Raw genomic sequence first — 15019 nt, forward strand, 5'->3', positions numbered from 1 at the left:
CCACAGGCATAAAAAAACCGGCGCACAAGGCGCCGGTTTTTGCACCGCCAGAACGACTTACAGCCCGTCCAGCAGTGCCTTGTTGCGTACCGCGCCCTTGTCGGCACTGGTCGCCAGCAGGGCGTAGGCCTTGAGCGCCGTGGTCACTTTGCGTGGCCGCGCTTCGACCGGCTTCCAGCCTTTCTTGTCTTGCTCGATACGGCGCGCCGCCAGCTCTTCATCGCTGACCAGCAGGTTGATCGAGCGGTTGGGGATGTCGATCAACACCTTGTCGCCGTCCTGCACCAGGCCAATGGCGCCGCCGGCTGCGGCTTCTGGCGAAGCGTGGCCGATCGACAGGCCCGAGGTGCCGCCAGAGAAACGGCCGTCGGTGAGCAGGGCGCAGGCTTTGCCCAGGCCCTTGGACTTGAGGTACGAGGTCGGGTAGAGCATCTCTTGCATGCCCGGGCCGCCTTTCGGGCCTTCGTAGCGGATGATGACGATGTCACCGGCCTTCACTTCGTCAGCAAGGATGCCGCGCACGGCGCTGTCCTGGCTTTCGAAGATCTTGGCGTTGCCTTCGAAGACGTGGATCGACTCGTCGACGCCGGCGGTTTTCACCACGCAGCCGTCCAGGGCGATGTTGCCGTACAGCACCGCCAGGCCGCCTTCTTGCGAGTAGGCGTGCTCGACGCTGCGGATGCAGCCGTTTTCACGGTCGTCGTCCAGGCTCGGCCAGCGGGTCGACTGGCTGAACGCGGTCTGGGTCGGAATACCGGCCGGGCCCGCCTTGAAGAAGTGGTGCACCGCTTCGTCGCTGGTCTGGGTGATGTCCCACTTGGCGATGGCTTCTTCCATGCTCGGGCTGTGCACGGTCGGCAGGTCGGTGTGCAGCAGGCCGCCACGGGCCAGCGAGCCGAGGATGCTGAAGATGCCGCCGGCGCGGTGGACGTCTTCCATGTGGTACTTCTGGATGTTCGGCGCCACTTTGCACAGCTGCGGCACTTTGCGCGACAGGCGATCGATGTCGCGCAGGTCGAAAGCGATCTCGGCTTCCTGGGCGGCGGCCAGCAGGTGCAGGATGGTGTTGGTCGAACCGCCCATGGCGATGTCGAGCATCATGGCGTTCTCGAACGCCTTGAAGTTGGCGATGTTGCGCGGCAGTACGCTCTGGTCGTTGTCGCCGTAGTAGCGCTTGCACAGCTCGACGATGGTGCGCCCGGCCTGCAGGAACAGCTGTTCGCGGTCGCTGTGGGTGGCCAGGGTCGAACCGTTGCCCGGCAGAGCCAAGCCCAGGGCTTCGGTCAGGCAGTTCATCGAGTTGGCGGTGAACATGCCGGAGCACGAACCGCAGGTCGGGCAGGCGCTGCGCTCGTACTCGGCGACTTTTTCATCGCTGGCAGTGGAGTCGGCGGCAATGACCATGGCATCGACCAGGTCCAGGCCGTGGCTGGCCAGTTTGGTCTTGCCGGCTTCCATCGGCCCGCCAGAAACGAAGATCACCGGGATGTTCAGGCGCAGGGCGGCCATCAGCATGCCGGGGGTGATCTTGTCGCAGTTGGAGATGCAGACAATGGCGTCGGCGCAGTGGGCGTTGACCATGTACTCGACCGAGTCGGCGATGATCTCGCGGCTTGGCAGCGAATAGAGCATGCCGTCATGGCCCATGGCGATGCCGTCGTCGACCGCGATGGTGTTGAATTCCTTGGCCACGCCACCGGCGCGTTCGATCTCGCGAGCCACCAGCTGGCCGAGGTCCTTCAGGTGCACGTGGCCCGGGACGAACTGGGTGAACGAGTTGGCGATGGCGATGATCGGTTTCTTGAAGTCTTCGTCCTTCATCCCGGTGGCACGCCAGAGGGCGCGGGCGCCGGCCATATTGCGGCCGTGGGTGGACGTTTTCGAGCGGTAATCAGGCATGAAGCACTCCTGGCGGCTAATCAGGTAACAAAAAGGGGAGTGAGCTTCTCTTGTCCTTTGCACCGAAGGCAGGTGGCCGCTGGTACGGATGAAGCCGAGATCGCCGCGGGATCGCCGTGCGCTCGGCCAGAGCTCATAAACCCGCCGGGGATGACTGGCGATGAATAGCCCGATTCTACACCGCTGCGGCCTTGAGGGAATGGCGTTGTGATAATTGGCCGTTGGCGCAGGCCGCAAGGTAAAGGCCTTGGCGTCGGCTGCCAGGCTTTGGGTAGACTTGCGCGCTTCGCACCCCACTGGCCAAAAGGATTTGCAATGCCTGCGATAAGTCGATCTTTACTGTTCTACCTGGCCATTGGCCTGCTGCAAGGCCTGGTGTTCCTCTTCGCCAGGCACATCCAGATTGATATCGCCGGGCTGCCATTTGGCCTGTGCGCCGCCGTGCTGGTGGCCGGGGTCAACCTGCAACTGCTCGGCAGTGCGGTGTTGCAACGCGGTACCGCCTGGCTGGTCCTGGGCCTGACGCTGCTGATCGGCTTTATCAGCAGTTGGACCTTCAGCCAGGACACGCTGGGCTGGGTCTGGCAGAGCTCATGGCTGGCCGCGGTTGTGGTGACCTACATCGGCACCGCCTTCATCCTCAGCTGGCCGACCCGCGAAGGGCTGCGGCCGCGTTATGAAGACCTGTTCCGGCATGCCTGGAACAACATCTTCATCGTCCTCCTGGCGCTGCTGTTCACTCTGTTGTTCTGGCTGCTGCTGTGGCTGTGCGGGCGCTTGTTCCTGATGCTCGGCATCCCCCAGGTCGAAGATGTGCTGACCTCGGCGCCAGTGGTGCGTATCGGTCTGGCTGTGGTGTTCTCCCTGGGGATGCGCATGGGCCTGGAGAACGAAAAGGTCATCGGCCTGTTGCGCGGTGTGCTGCTGACCCTGTGCCGTGTGTTGCTGCCACTGAGCGCACTGATCGCCTTGCTGTTCAGCCTGATGCTGCCGTTTACCGGGTTGCAGCCGATCTGGAACACCGGCTACTCGACCACCATCCTGCTGTTGCTGGTGGCCATCAACCTGTTTTTGGTCAACGGCGTGTTCCAGGATGGCCATCAGGCCAATCCCTATCCGGGTGTGCTCAAGCGCCTGGTCGAGGCCTGCTTGCTGTGCTTGCCGGTGCTGGTGGCGTTGGCGGGCTATTCAAGCTGGTTGCGGGTGAATCAGTACGGCCTGACGCCTGAGCGTATTCTCGCCCTGTTGCTGATTGGTGTGATGCAGGTGCACAGCCTTGCTGCGCTGTGGGCGGTGTTCGCCTCGGGCAAGGGCTGGCTCAATAGCCTGCGGGTCAGTAACCCGTGGATTGCCCTGCTCAGCGCGGTGCTGGTGGTGCTGTTCTATACCCCGCTGCTGAACCCTTTGCAGCTCAGTGCCAACAACCAGGTCGAGCGCTTGCTTAGCGGGCGCACCGCGATCCAGGAATTCGATGCCAGAACCTTGTATCACGGCCTGGGCAAGCCGGGACGTGAGGCGTTCACGGCGCTGCAAGAGCGGCTCAAGACTGACGAGCTGTTCGACGCTGAAGGGCGCAAGAGGCTGCAGTGGATCATGGAGGAATCCCACGCGCGGTATGGCGAAGACACTCGCGGGCCGAAACTGGAATGGTTGGGCCCCGAGCAGCCTGGCAGCGAGGCGTTCGCCAAGATGGTCATGGCCGAGACTCAATGCACCGGCAGGGGCTGCTTTCTGTGGGGCGTGGACATGGATGGCGACGGGCGCAACGAAGTGTTGATGATCCCGCGGCACACCTACGCATCCAGCGTTTTTCTGTTTGCCCGCGAGGGCAAGGGTGAGTGGCGCGAAGTCGGTAGCCTGCACAGTATTCGCGATAACACCGAGCGCCTGGTTCAGCTGATCCGCCATGGCCAGATGAAACCGGTGATGCCGCGCTACAAGACGCTGACCATTGATGGTGTCGACCTGACCTGGCAGCCCAACCGCTAGCGTCTTGCAGGCGAAAAAAATCCCGGCACCAGGCCGGGATTTTTTATTGCGCCACGCCTTAGCTGTTGGGCAGCAGGCGGCAGGTGATGCTCTTGATGTAGCGGGTTTCCGGGATCGCCGGGTGCACCGGGTGATCCGGGCCCTGGCCGCCGCGCTCGAGCAGCTGGATGTTGCGGTCCAGGTGACGGGCGCTGGTCAGCAGGATGTTCTGCAGGTCGTCTTCAGGCAGGTGCATCGAGCACGATGCGCTGACCAGAATGCCGTCCTTGGTCAGCAGGCGCATGGCTTGCTCGTTCAGGCGGCGGTAGGCGCCTTCGCCGTTTTTCAGGTCTTTCTTGCGCTTGATGAAGGCGGGCGGGTCGGCCACGATCACGTCGAAACGCTCTTCGGAGGCCTTGAGCTCTTTCAGCGCTTCGAACACATCGCCTTCGATGCAGGTCAGCTTCTCGGCAATGCCGTTGAGCCCGGCGTTACGCTCGACGCCGTCCAGGGCAAAGCCCGAGGCATCGACGCAGAACACTTCGCTGGCACCAAAGGCACCGGCCTGCACGCCCCAGCCGCCGATGTAGCTGAACAGGTCGAGCACGCGCTTGCCCTTGACGTACGGCGCCAGGCGCGCGCGGTTCATGCGGTGGTCGTAGAACCAGCCGGTCTTCTGGCCTTCCATGACCGGCGCTTCGAACTTCACGCCGTTCTCTTCCAGGGCCACCCATTCCGGCACCAGGCCGAACACGGTTTCAACGTAACGGCCCAGGCCTTCGGCGTCGCGGGCGGCCGAGTCGTTCTTGAACAGGATGCCGGTCGGCTTGAGCACCTGGACCAGCGCGGCAACCACGTCGTCCTTGTGCTGTTCCATGGTCGCCGAGGCGAGCTGGACCACCAGGATGTCGCCGAAACGATCGACCACCAGGCCCGGCAGCAGGTCGGAATCGCCGTACACCAGGCGGTAGAACGGCTTGTCGAACAGACGCTCGCGCAGCGACAGGGCTACGTTGATGCGGTGCACCAGCAGCGATTTGTCCAGGGCCAGCTTGGCGTCACGTGACAGCAGGCGGGCGCAGATCAGGTTGTTCGGGCTCATGGCGACGACGCCCAGGGCCTTGCCGCCGGCGGTCTCGAGGATCGCCTGGTCACCGGCCTTGAAGCCATGCAGCGGGGTCGCGGCGACGTCGATTTCGTTGCTGTAGACCCACAGGTGGCCGGCGCGCAGGCGGCGGTCGGCATTGGCTTTGAGACGAAGGCTGGGCAGGGACATGACGTCGCTCCGGGAAAAAAGAGCGGGATTATAACCCGATGCCTGACGCCTCGATGGGGAATAGCGACAAATTGCAACAGAGCGATGGCCTTTAGCTTCACCGCTGGCCGGTACGATCAGGTTAGAATCGCCGCTCAGCCCCGAGTGTGTACTTATGTCCCAGGAACTCTCCGCCGAACAGATCCAGCATGCCCTGCAAGGCATCAGCGTACCGCCGCAGCCGCAGATCATGGTTGACCTGCAGTTCGAGCAATACATGCCCGACCCTGACCTGGAGGTGATCGCCAAGCTGATCTCCCAGGACCCGGGCCTGTCCGGCGCGCTGCTCAAGCTGGTCAACTCGCCGTACTATGGCCTGACCAACAAGATCGCCTCGATCCAGCGTGCGGTGAACCTGCTCGGCAGCCGCTCGATCATCAACCTGATCAACGCCCAGTCGATCAAGGGCGAGATGAGCGACGACACCATCGTCACCCTCAACCGTTTCTGGGACACCGCCCAGGACGTAGCCATGACCTGCCTGACCCTGGCCAAGCGCATCGGCTCGCAGGCGGTGGACGAAGCCTATGCCCTGGGCCTGTTCCACGATTGCGGCGTGCCGTTGATGCTCAAACGCTTCCCCGAGTACATGAGCGTGCTCGAGGATGCCTACGCCAGTGCCGGTGCCGAGCAGCGGGTGGTCGACACCGAGAACCAGGTGTTCAACACCAACCACGCGGTGGTCGGTTACTACACCGCCAAGTCGTGGCGCCTGCCCGAGCACCTGAGCAACGCCATCGCCAACCATCACAACGCCCTGGCGGTATTCAGCGATGACTCGGCGCGCAACAGCCAGCTGAAAAACCTGCTGGCGATCCTGAAAATGGCCGAGCACATCTGCGCTTCGTACCGGGTGCTGGGCAACCAGAGCATCGACCACGAATGGAATACCGTCGGGCACCTGGTGCTCGATTATGTCGGCCTGTCCGAGTATGACTTCGAGAACCTCAAGCAGACCATTCGCGAACTGGGCGGTCACTGATCCATGCCGGAATTACCAGAGGTCGAAACCACCCGGCGCGGTATTGCGCCTTACCTGGAGGGCCAGCGGGTCAGCCGGGTAATCGTGCGCGACCGGCGCCTGCGCTGGCCGATCCCCGAGGACCTCGACATTCGCCTTTCCGGGCAGCGCTTCGTCAAGGTCGAGCGGCGCGCCAAGTACCTGCTGCTCAATGCCGAAGTGGGCACCCTGATCAGCCACCTGGGCATGTCCGGTAATTTGCGCCTGGTCGAGATTGGCTTGCCGGCGGCCAAGCACGAGCATGTGGATATCGAACTGGAGTCGGGCCTGGCCTTGCGCTACACCGACCCGCGGCGCTTCGGCGCGATGCTCTGGAGCCTCGATCCGCTCAACCATGAGCTGCTGATCAAGCTCGGCCCGGAGCCGTTAACCGATCTGTTCGACGGCGAGCGGTTGTTCCAGCTGTCGCGGGGCAAGTCGATGGCGGTCAAGCCGTTCATCATGGACAACGCGGTGGTGGTCGGGGTTGGCAATATCTATGCAACCGAGGCGCTGTTCGCTGCCGGTATCGACCCGCGCCGCGAAGCCGGGGGCATTTCCCGGGCGCGCTACCTGAAGCTTGCGATCGAGATCAAGCGCATCCTCGCCTGCGCCATCGAGCGCGGCGGCACCACCTTGCGCGACTTTATCGGCGGCGACGGCCAGCCGGGCTACTTCCAGCAGGAACTGTTCGTCTACGGGCGCGGGGAAGAGCCGTGCAAGGTCTGCGGCAGCATCCTGCGTGAGGTCAAGCTTGGCCAGCGCGCCAGCGTCTACTGCCCGCGCTGCCAGAAGTGAAGGTGCTCAGCGCGGGCTGAGCACTTGCGCGGCGCCCACGCCGCGGGGGTCGCTGGCGGCTTCGAGGGTTTGCCCGGCCTTGTCCCAGTACAGCACTTGCTGATTGCCATAGCTGCGGCCCAGGTCCTTGAGCGGGTAGCCGCGCGCCTGCAGCTCGCGCTGCTGCCCAGTACTGAAAGCCCCCGGTTCGTGTTCGACCACATCGGGCAGGTATTGGTGGTGGTAGCGCGGCACCGCCGGCCATTCGGCCACCGGCCGGCCCTCAAGAAAGCCCATCATCGACAGCAGCACCATGCTCGGAATACGGCTGCCGCCCGGCGTGCCGAAGGCGGCGAACTGGGTCGGGCTCTCGATAAAGCTCGGGCTCATGCTCGACAGCGGCCGTTTGCCGGCGGCCACGGCATTGGCCTGGCTGCCGGCCAGGCCGTAACTGTTGCTGCCATGCGGGTCGGCGGCAAAGTCGTCCATTTCGTTGTTCAGCACCACGCCGGTGCCCGGGGCAGTAAACGCGGCGCCGAACGGCAGGTTGACCGACAGCGTCGCGGCCACGGCATTGCCGTCAGCGTCGATCACTGCAAAGTGGGTGGTGTGATCGCCCTCGCGCCAGGCCGGGGCGGGCGGCAGGCTGCTGCTGGGCGTTGCCTGGTGGACGTCGATGCTGTCGGCCAGCGACGTCAGGTAATTACGCGCGAGCAGCTGTGGTATCGGATTGCTGACGTAGTCCGGATCGCCGAGCAGGCCGCGGTCACGGTAGGCCCGGCGCAATACTTCCAGTACGTAATGGCTGCGCTGTACAGGCTCGGCGCTCTGCCAGGGCAGGCGCTGCAGCATCGCCAGGCTCTGGGCCAGGGCCACGCCACCGGCCGAGGGCGGCGGGGCGCTGATCAGTTCGCGTTGATTGGCCAGCTGGTAGCGCAGCGGCTCGCGTTTGGCGGTGCGGTAGTTGGCCAGGTCATCCAGGCTCCAGATCCCGCCCGCGGCCAGTACCCCCTGCACCATGGCCTGGGCGCTCGGGCCGGCATAGAATCCGTCGTGGCCCTGGCTGGCGATACGTTCAAGGGTTATGGCCAGTTGCGGTTGGCGGATTTTAGCGCCCAGGGCTGGCACTTCACCGTTGTTCAGGAACAGACGGGCGCTTTCTGGATCGTCGCGCAGTGCGCTCAAGCGCATCTGCGCGCGGTCGCGATAGATGCGGTCGACGGCAAAGCCCTGATTGGCCAGGCGAATAGCCGGGGCCAGGGTACTTTTTAGCGGCAGCTTGCCGTAATGGGCAGCAAGGTCGGCGAGGGCTGCCGGCAAGCCGGGAATCGCCGCCGCCAGCGGGCCATTGATCGACAAGCCCGGCTGGACCTTGCCGTCCTTGAGGTACATGGCTTCGCTGGCCTTGCCAGGTGCGCGCTCGCGGGCATCGATAAAGGCATAGCGGGCGGGTGTGTCGCCCTCGCGCAGCAGGAAGAAGCCACCGCCGCCCAGGCCTGAACCATAAGGCTCGACCACCGCCAGCGCGGCGCTGACGGCGATGGCGGCGTCAAAGGCGTTACCGCCCTGCTCGAAAATTTCGCGTGCGGCGGCAGTCGCGTCGCTATGCGGCGTGGCAATCGCCGCGCGGCCCGGGCCTTGTGCCTGGGCACTGGCCGTCCCCAGCGCCAGTACGGCGCCAAGGACCAGCGGGGCAAGCCGGGCGACGAACGGCATCAGGCCTTGCCGGTAATTCGGCGGTATTTTTCCATCAGCTGCGCTTCGCTCTCCGGATGCGCTTCATCCAGCGGGATGCAGTCAACCGGGCAGACTTGCTGGCATTGCGGCTCGTCGTAGTGGCCGACGCACTGGGTGCACAGGTTGGGGTCGATCACGTAGATCTCTTCGCCTTGAGAGATCGCAGCGTTCGGGCACTCGGGTTCGCAGACGTCGCAGTTGATGCAATCGTCGGTGATGATCAGGGACATGGGGACTCCGGCCAGGGCTCAGAACCCGGGCATTTGAAAACCAATGGGCACAATTGTGCCGCATTAGCGCCCGCAGTGCACGCGGGCGCCGTGGTCAAATCGCCGATGTCACTTCTTGAAGCGTTCGGTCAGGGCCTCGGCCACCACCGGGTGGACGAATTTAGTGATGTCACCGCCCAGCGCCGCGATTTCCCGGACCAGGGTCGAGGAAATGAACGAATAGCGCTCTGAAGGGGTGAGGAACAGGCTCTCGACGTCGGGCGCCAGTTGACGGTTCATGTTCGCCAGCTGGAACTCGTACTCGAAGTCTGAAACCGCCCGCAGGCCGCGCAGGAACACATTGGCCTGCTGTTCCTTGGCGAAATGCGCCAGCAAAGTGGAGAAGCCGATGACTTCGACATTGGGCAGGTGCTTGGTGACCTCGCGAGCCAGTTCCACCCGTTGCTCCAGCGGGAACAGTGGGTTTTTCTTCGGGCTGGCGGCGACCGCAATGATCACCTGGTCGAACAGCCGCGAGGCACGCTCGACCAGATCGCCATGGCCCTTGGTAATAGGGTCGAAAGTACCTGGGTACAACACTCGGTTCATCGCGTCGTCCTGGCAGGAGTGCGTTGGGGAGTCGGATGGTATCGCAGCAGTGGCGGTCGGCCAAGTCGCCCGACCACGCTGAAGGCACTATAGACAGTGCGGCCATTTGTTGTCATCTGCCAGCCACCAGGCGCTCGGCCAGGGCGTCGCTGAGCCGGGCACTGAGGCCGTACACCGACAATTGCGGGTTGGCGCCGATGCTGGTGGGGAACAGCGAGCCGTCGTGAATCGACAGGTTTTCCAGCTGATGGTGCCGGCCCAGGCTGTCGCACACCGCCTGGCGCGGGTCTTCGCCCATGGCGCAGCCGCCCATGACATGGGCACTGCCCAGGCGGGTACGAAACAATTCAAGGTTCAGGCCGTCGATCATCTGCCGCGCTTCGGCCAGGTTTTTTGCATGGCGGGCATCGCTGTGCACCGGCATCACGCTGTCGGCGCCAGCGGCGAACTGGATCTCGGCCATGCTCTGGAAGGCCCGGCGCACGCCGTCCCAGGCATAGGCCGACAGCGGGTAGTCGAGCACCGGCGAGCCATCGCCGCGCAACTGCACCTCGCCGCCGACGCTGTCGGGGTGAAAACCGTCGCGCAGCAGGGCGAGCATCACGTGGGTGTGCGGCAGTTGCTCCATGCGCAGGGCGTTGTCCTTGCCGAAGCTGCCCAGCAAGGTGCTGGCCAGCGCCGGGTGCAGGGGCGGCACCTCGAGCTTGTAGCCCATCGGCCCGCTGACGCCGTCGCGCCACTGGAAATGGTCGGAGTAGATCGACTGCGGCGCGCCGTAGAACGGGTTGACCTTGTCCTTGAACAGCCCGGCGCTGAAGTTGACCAGGTGCAGGAAGGTGCGCTTGCCCAGGCGCTCATGGGGGTCCGGAGCGTCCGAGCGCAGCAGCAGGCCGGGGCTGTTGATGCCGCCACCGGCAAGGATGTAATGCCGGGCCTTGACCCGGATCTGCCGGCCAGTGGGCTCGACGCAGCGCGCGTCCATGGCCACGCACTGCAGGCCGCTGATCTGTTCGCCGTTGTGTTCCAAGCGCTCGGCGCGGGCCAGGTACAGCAGCTCGCCGCCGTGCTCAAGGGTCGCCGGGATGCTGGTGACCAGCATCGACTGCTTGGCGTTGACCGGGCAACCCATGCCGCAATAGCCCAGGTTCCAGCAGCCGCGCACGTTGCGCGGGATCACTTTCCAGCTGTAGCCCAGCGCTTCGCAGCCGCGGCGCAGTGCTTCGTTGTTGGCGTTGGGCGGCATGATCCATGGCTCGATACCCAGGCGCTGTTCCATGCGTGCGAACCAGGGCGCCAATTCGGCGCTGCTCAGGCCTTTTACCCCGTGTTCGCTGGCCCAGTGCTCCAGGGTTGGCGCGGGGGTGCGAAAGCTCGAGGTCCAGTTGATCAGGGTGGTGCCGCCGACTGCGCGGCCTTGCAGGATGGTGATGGCGCCGTCCTTGCTCATGCGCCCGATGCCTTCCTGGTAGAGGCTGGCGTAGGCCTGGTCTTCGAGCATGTGAAAATCGCTGCTGGTTTTCAGCGGACCTTCTTCGATCAACAGTACCTTGAAGCCTGCAGCACTGAGCAGCTCGGCACTGGTGGCGCCGCCGGCGCCGCTGCCGATAATGGCGATGTCGGTCTCAAGGCTCAGGTCCTGGTCCAGGCGCGAGGCATCACGGGTTTTCCAGCCACGGCCAAGGCCGTCGCGAAACAGGTCGGGTACGGGCATGTTCAGCCTCTTGTGGTTATCGGTGGATCAGACCTTGGGTGGCCCTGGGTAGCCGCAATGGGCCCAGGATTGCGGCAGTTCGTACCAGGCCATGTGCAGCAGTTGCAGCAGCGAGGCATGGCCCATGCGCAGCAGGTTCAGCGAGCTGTCCTGCCAGCGCTGCAAAAAGGCTTCGATCTGCACGCTGCTGGCGTTGTCCCAACTGCCCCAGATGCCGGTCAACGGCCCGCGGGTGAGCGCCATGGCGAGCACGTCGAACAGTTGCCGGGTCAACTTGAGCATGGCCGGCGACAGCGCGGCGAGCTTGTTGTCCAGCCCGCGCAGCAAGGCTTCGCGGTTGTCCGCCGCCTGGGTGCCAGCCAGGACTACCGGAATCAGCGCGTGGAGGATCGGCAAGTCGTTTTCGCGCAGGGTAATGAAGCCGCTGGCCGGTGTTTGCGCCGAGCAGCCGCTGAGGCTGGCGCCCAACCCTGCGGTGGCGAGCAAGGCGCTGGCGCCGAGGCTGAACTTGAGCAGCCCACGCCGGCTCAGCGCGGGGTTTACAGGCAGGCTTGTGGTCATTGTTATCAGGCCCGTGGGTGGTTTTTCAGCGAATGAACAGTTTGTACACCAGCTTGAGCAGCCCCTTGCCGTAAGGCGGGTAGATCAGCCGCGCGGCATTCAAGCGCTGCTTGGCGAACACCGCCTTGGCCTTGCTGAAGGTCAGGAAACCTTCATGGCCGTGGTAATGGCCCATGCCCGAGGGGCCAATGCCGCCGAACGGCAGGTCGTCCTGGGCGACGTGCAACAGGGTGTCGTTGAGGCATACGCCGCCAGAGTGGGTCTGTTCCAGTACCCGTTGCTGCTCGCTGCGCTCGTAGCCGAAGTAATACAGCGCCAGTGGGCGCGGGCGTTGATTGATGTAGGCCAGCGCCTGGTCGAGGCTGTCGTAGGGCACCAACGGCAGCAGCGGGCCGAAGATTTCGTCCTGCATCACGCGCATGTCGTCGCTGACCCCGAGCAGCAGGTGCGGCGGCAGGCGCCGGCCATGGCGTGGCTCTTGTGGGTACAGGTCGATGATCTCGGCGCCCTTGCTGCGGGCATCCTCGAGATAACTCTCCAGGCGGGCCAGGTGGCGCGGGTTGATGATCGCGCTGTAGTCCGGGTTGTCGGCCAGGGTCGGGTAAAAGCGCCGCACGACGTCGCGGTAGGCCGTGGCGAAGTCCCCCAGGCGATCACGTGGCACCAGCACGTAGTCGGGAGCCACGCAGGTCTGGCCGGCGTTGAGGGTCTTGCCGAAGGCGATGCGTTCGGCGGCGTCGGCCAGCGGCACGCTGGCCGAGACAATGGCCGGCGATTTGCCGCCCAGTTCCAGGGTCACTGGCGTTAGGTTGTGCGCGGCGGCGAGCATCACCTGGCGGCCGACGCTGGTGGCCCCGGTAAACAGCAGGTGATCGAACGGCAGGCGCGAGAAGGCCTGGGCAACATCGGCCTCACCCAGCACCACGCTGACCAGGTCTTCGGGGAAGATCTTGTCGAGCAGTTGCTGGAGCAACAGGCCGGTCGCCGGGGTTGCTTCGCTGAGCTTGAGCATTACCCGGTTGCCGGCGGCCAGGGCGCAGGTCAGCGGGCCGATGGCAAGAAACAGCGGGTAGTTCCACGGCACGATGATGCCGACCACTCCCAGCGGTTGGTACTGGACCTCGGCGCTGGCCGGCTGGAAGGCCAGGCCGACCTTGCGCCTGGAGGCTTTCATCCACTGCTTGAGGTGCTTTTCGCCATGGCGCAGGCCCTGAATGCTCGGCATCAATTCGGCCAGCAGGGTTTCGTTGGCGCTACGGCCAGAGAAGTCCTCGTTGATCGCTGCGATCAACGCGTCCTGTTGCTCCAGCAGGGCTTCGCGCAGGCTTTTCAGCCATTGCCGGCGCTGTGGCGCAGAGGGCAGGGGGTTGCCGGCAAAGGCCTGGCGCTGGGTGGCGAACACCGCGTCAAGGGCGGCGAATTCGGTGGGCGGCAGGGAGCGGGTAGCGTCGGCGAGCATGCGAAACTCCACGGCAAGGCAGGTTTTCTAGAGCATATACTCTAATATGTGCCCGGTGCGACTGTTTTTCACAGCGCCTGCGGGTACATACCGGTGTGGATACACCGTAAGATGGACCTATTCATTCAAGCTCAACGCCTGGAATTGATCATGGCCCCGCGTATCAAGACCCGCGAGCGCATCGTGCAGAACAGCCTGGAGCTGTTCAACCAGCAGGGCGAGCGCAGTGTCAGCACTAACCACATTGCCGCGCACATGGAGATTTCGCCCGGCAACCTGTACTACCACTTCGCCAACAAGCAGGAAATCATCGCCGTGCTCTTCACCCAGTATGAAGAGCTGGTGGAAAGCTTTTTGCGCCCGCCCCAGGGGCGTGTTGCCACGGTCGAAGACAAGCGCTTCTACCTCAAGGCGTTGCTGGCGGCGATGTGGAACTACCGCTTTCTGCACCGCGACCTGGAACACCTGCTCGACAGCGACAAGGAACTGGCCGCCCGTTACCGGCGCTTCTCCCAGCGCTGCCTGCTGCAGGGCCAGGCGATCTACCGCGGCTTTGTCGAGGCCGGCATCGTCGAGATGGACAGCGTGCAGATCGAGTCGCTGACCCTCAATGCCTGGATCGTGCTTACGTCCTGGGTGCGTTTTCTCTGCACCACTCGCGAAAATTCCGCGCACTTGAGTGAAGAAGCCTTCAAGCGCGGTGTCTATCAGGTATTGGTGCTGGAGCTTGGCTTTGTCACCGCCAAGGCGCGCCCCGCCGTCGACGCCTTGTGCCAGGAATTCTACGTTTCGCTTAACCAGGCGCTGGAGCAATAACGCCCGGGCCTTATCCGTTCAATCGTTCAGGAGACTGTCATGCCCCTCGCGCAACTGATCACCGCCCAGCAATTGGCCGAACGCCTGGAGGCGCCGGCGCTGGTGATTCTCGATTGCCGTTTTGCCCTGGAAGACATCGATTATGGTCAGCGCAGCTATGCCGAGGGGCATATTGCCGGGGCGCACTTTGCCGACCTTGAGCGCGACCTCAGCGGGCCGATCATCAAGGGCGTGACCGGCCGCCACCCGTTGCCGGACCCGGAGCGTCTGGTCGAGCGCCTGCGGGACTGGGGCATCGACAACGACAGCGAAATCGTCCTCTGCGACGACGGCCCAGGTGCCTTCGCGGCCCGGGCCTGGTGGCTGCTGGCCTGGCTGGGCAAGCGCAGTGGTGTATTCATCCTCGATGGCGGCCTCAAGGCCTGGCACGCGGCCGGGCTGCCGCTGAGCCTTGATCCGCCGGTCAAGCGCGAAGGCAACTTCAGTGGTGAGCCGGACGCCAGCCTGGTGCTGGATGCTGCGCAGTTGGGCGAGCGCCTGGGCAAGCCGGAGCTTACGTTGATCGATGCCCGTGGCCTGCCGCGCTTTCGCGGCGAGGTCGAGCCGATCGATCCGGTGGCCGGGCATATTCCCGGTGCACAATGCGCAGCCTTTACCGACAACCTCGGCGCCGACGGGCGGTTTCTGCCGGCCGAGCAGCTCAAGCAGCGCTTTGCCCAGAAGCTGGACAAGCGTTCGCCAGAGCAACTGGTCGCTTACTGCGGGTCGGGGGTGACGGCTTGTCACAACCTGTTTGCCCTGGCGCTGGCGGGGTATCCGCTGGGCAAGCTGTATGCAGGCTCGTGGAGTGAGTGGATTACCGACCCCCAACGGCCGGTGGCCACCGGCGACTGATCAAGACAGTTGCTCCCACAGAACGGTGCAACACCACAAATCCTGTGGGAGCAACTGTCTTGAT

The 15019-nt window shown here is 64.2% G+C and carries 13 protein-coding genes; 5 read left to right on the top strand and 8 right to left on the bottom strand.

The window, feature by feature from the left end; translation table 11 throughout:
• Positions 1–57: 57 nt before the first annotated feature.
• A complete protein-coding gene (gene ilvD / locus UB48_RS25255; RefSeq protein ID WP_045201867.1) occupies positions 58–1899 on the bottom strand; it encodes a dihydroxy-acid dehydratase in 1842 nt (613 codons plus the stop codon).
• Positions 1900–2214: 315 nt separating this feature from the next.
• On the opposite strand from ilvD, the gene UB48_RS25260 reads away from it, so the two are divergent.
• Positions 2215–3888, top strand: a complete 1674-nt coding sequence (locus UB48_RS25260; protein WP_045201869.1) for a DUF4153 domain-containing protein — start codon at positions 2215–2217, stop codon at positions 3886–3888.
• A 58-nt stretch (positions 3889–3946) separates the two neighbouring features.
• Here the strand turns inward: UB48_RS25260 and UB48_RS25265 are convergent, their stop codons facing one another.
• The gene (locus tag UB48_RS25265; RefSeq protein ID WP_010222172.1) at positions 3947–5143 is read right to left on the bottom strand and encodes a class I SAM-dependent rRNA methyltransferase; all 1197 of its coding nucleotides are present in this window, start codon (positions 5141–5143) and stop codon (positions 3947–3949) included.
• A 154-nt stretch (positions 5144–5297) separates the two neighbouring features.
• Here UB48_RS25265 and UB48_RS25270 point away from each other — a divergent pair, with 154 nt between their 5' ends.
• Together UB48_RS25270 and mutM are read left to right on the top strand one after the other, a co-directional pair.
• Positions 5298–6164: an HDOD domain-containing protein gene (locus tag UB48_RS25270; RefSeq protein ID WP_045201871.1), complete on the top strand. Its 867-nt coding sequence runs from the start codon at positions 5298–5300 to the stop codon at positions 6162–6164.
• A 3-nt stretch (positions 6165–6167) separates the two neighbouring features.
• A complete protein-coding gene (mutM, locus tag UB48_RS25275) occupies positions 6168–6980 on the top strand; it encodes a bifunctional DNA-formamidopyrimidine glycosylase/DNA-(apurinic or apyrimidinic site) lyase (protein WP_045201873.1) in 813 nt (270 codons plus the stop codon).
• Positions 6981–6986: 6 nt separating this feature from the next.
• Here mutM and ggt read toward each other — a convergent pair whose 3' ends face one another.
• The 6 genes from ggt to UB48_RS25305 form a co-directional block, all read right to left on the bottom strand.
• Complete coding sequence (gene ggt, locus UB48_RS25280) at positions 6987–8675, bottom strand: gamma-glutamyltransferase (protein WP_045201876.1); 1689 nt, start codon at positions 8673–8675, stop codon at positions 6987–6989.
• Entirely contained in the window at positions 8675–8926 is a 252-nt protein-coding gene (locus UB48_RS25285) for a YfhL family 4Fe-4S dicluster ferredoxin (RefSeq protein ID WP_045201878.1), read from the bottom strand. The genes ggt and UB48_RS25285 overlap by 1 nt, the downstream gene beginning before the upstream one ends.
• 108 nt (positions 8927–9034) lie before the next feature.
• Positions 9035–9514, bottom strand: a complete 480-nt coding sequence (gene coaD, locus UB48_RS25290) for a pantetheine-phosphate adenylyltransferase (protein WP_038997673.1) — start codon at positions 9512–9514, stop codon at positions 9035–9037.
• 112 nt (positions 9515–9626) lie between these two features.
• Positions 9627–11225: a GMC family oxidoreductase gene (locus tag UB48_RS25295; RefSeq protein ID WP_045201881.1), complete on the bottom strand. Its 1599-nt coding sequence runs from the start codon at positions 11223–11225 to the stop codon at positions 9627–9629.
• Between the two features lie 27 nt (positions 11226–11252).
• Positions 11253–11786 (bottom strand): hypothetical protein, encoded by a 534-nt coding sequence (locus UB48_RS25300; RefSeq protein ID WP_045201883.1) that lies wholly within the window; start codon positions 11784–11786, stop codon positions 11253–11255.
• A 25-nt stretch (positions 11787–11811) separates the two neighbouring features.
• On the bottom strand, positions 11812–13245 hold the full coding sequence (locus UB48_RS25305; protein ID WP_045201885.1) for a coniferyl aldehyde dehydrogenase: 1434 nt from the start codon (positions 13243–13245) through the stop codon (positions 11812–11814).
• A gap of 150 nt (positions 13246–13395) precedes the next feature.
• Here UB48_RS25305 and UB48_RS25310 point away from each other — a divergent pair, with 150 nt between their 5' ends.
• Both UB48_RS25310 and UB48_RS25315 read left to right on the top strand, forming a co-directional pair.
• The gene (locus UB48_RS25310) at positions 13396–14061 is read left to right on the top strand and encodes a TetR/AcrR family transcriptional regulator (protein ID WP_045201895.1); all 666 of its coding nucleotides are present in this window, start codon (positions 13396–13398) and stop codon (positions 14059–14061) included.
• A 39-nt stretch (positions 14062–14100) separates the two neighbouring features.
• Positions 14101–14955: a sulfurtransferase gene (locus UB48_RS25315; protein WP_045201887.1), complete on the top strand. Its 855-nt coding sequence runs from the start codon at positions 14101–14103 to the stop codon at positions 14953–14955.
• Positions 14956–15019: the final 64 nt, after the last annotated feature.

The organism is Pseudomonas sp. 2(2015) (assembly GCF_000955865.1).
GTDB lineage: Bacteria > Pseudomonadota > Gammaproteobacteria > Pseudomonadales > Pseudomonadaceae > Aquipseudomonas.

What these genes read in the sequence shown, in the direction of transcription:
- ilvD (WP_045201867.1), bottom strand. Translation starts at nt 1,899, where the DNA reads ATGCCTGATTACCGCTCGAAAACGTCCACCCACGGCCGCAATATGGCC.
- UB48_RS25260 (WP_045201869.1), top strand. Translation starts at nt 2,215, where the DNA reads ATGCCTGCGATAAGTCGATCTTTACTGTTCTACCTGGCCATTGGCCTG.
- UB48_RS25265 (WP_010222172.1), bottom strand. Translation starts at nt 5,143, where the DNA reads ATGTCCCTGCCCAGCCTTCGTCTCAAAGCCAATGCCGACCGCCGCCTG.
- UB48_RS25270 (WP_045201871.1), top strand. Translation starts at nt 5,298, where the DNA reads ATGTCCCAGGAACTCTCCGCCGAACAGATCCAGCATGCCCTGCAAGGC.
- mutM (WP_045201873.1), top strand. Translation starts at nt 6,168, where the DNA reads ATGCCGGAATTACCAGAGGTCGAAACCACCCGGCGCGGTATTGCGCCT.
- ggt (WP_045201876.1), bottom strand. Translation starts at nt 8,675, where the DNA reads ATGCCGTTCGTCGCCCGGCTTGCCCCGCTGGTCCTTGGCGCCGTACTG.
- UB48_RS25285 (WP_045201878.1), bottom strand. Translation starts at nt 8,926, where the DNA reads ATGTCCCTGATCATCACCGACGATTGCATCAACTGCGACGTCTGCGAA.
- coaD (WP_038997673.1), bottom strand. Translation starts at nt 9,514, where the DNA reads ATGAACCGAGTGTTGTACCCAGGTACTTTCGACCCTATTACCAAGGGC.
- UB48_RS25295 (WP_045201881.1), bottom strand. Translation starts at nt 11,225, where the DNA reads ATGCCCGTACCCGACCTGTTTCGCGACGGCCTTGGCCGTGGCTGGAAA.
- UB48_RS25300 (WP_045201883.1), bottom strand. Translation starts at nt 11,786, where the DNA reads ATGACCACAAGCCTGCCTGTAAACCCCGCGCTGAGCCGGCGTGGGCTG.
- UB48_RS25305 (WP_045201885.1), bottom strand. Translation starts at nt 13,245, where the DNA reads ATGCTCGCCGACGCTACCCGCTCCCTGCCGCCCACCGAATTCGCCGCC.
- UB48_RS25310 (WP_045201895.1), top strand. Translation starts at nt 13,396, where the DNA reads ATGGCCCCGCGTATCAAGACCCGCGAGCGCATCGTGCAGAACAGCCTG.
- UB48_RS25315 (WP_045201887.1), top strand. Translation starts at nt 14,101, where the DNA reads ATGCCCCTCGCGCAACTGATCACCGCCCAGCAATTGGCCGAACGCCTG.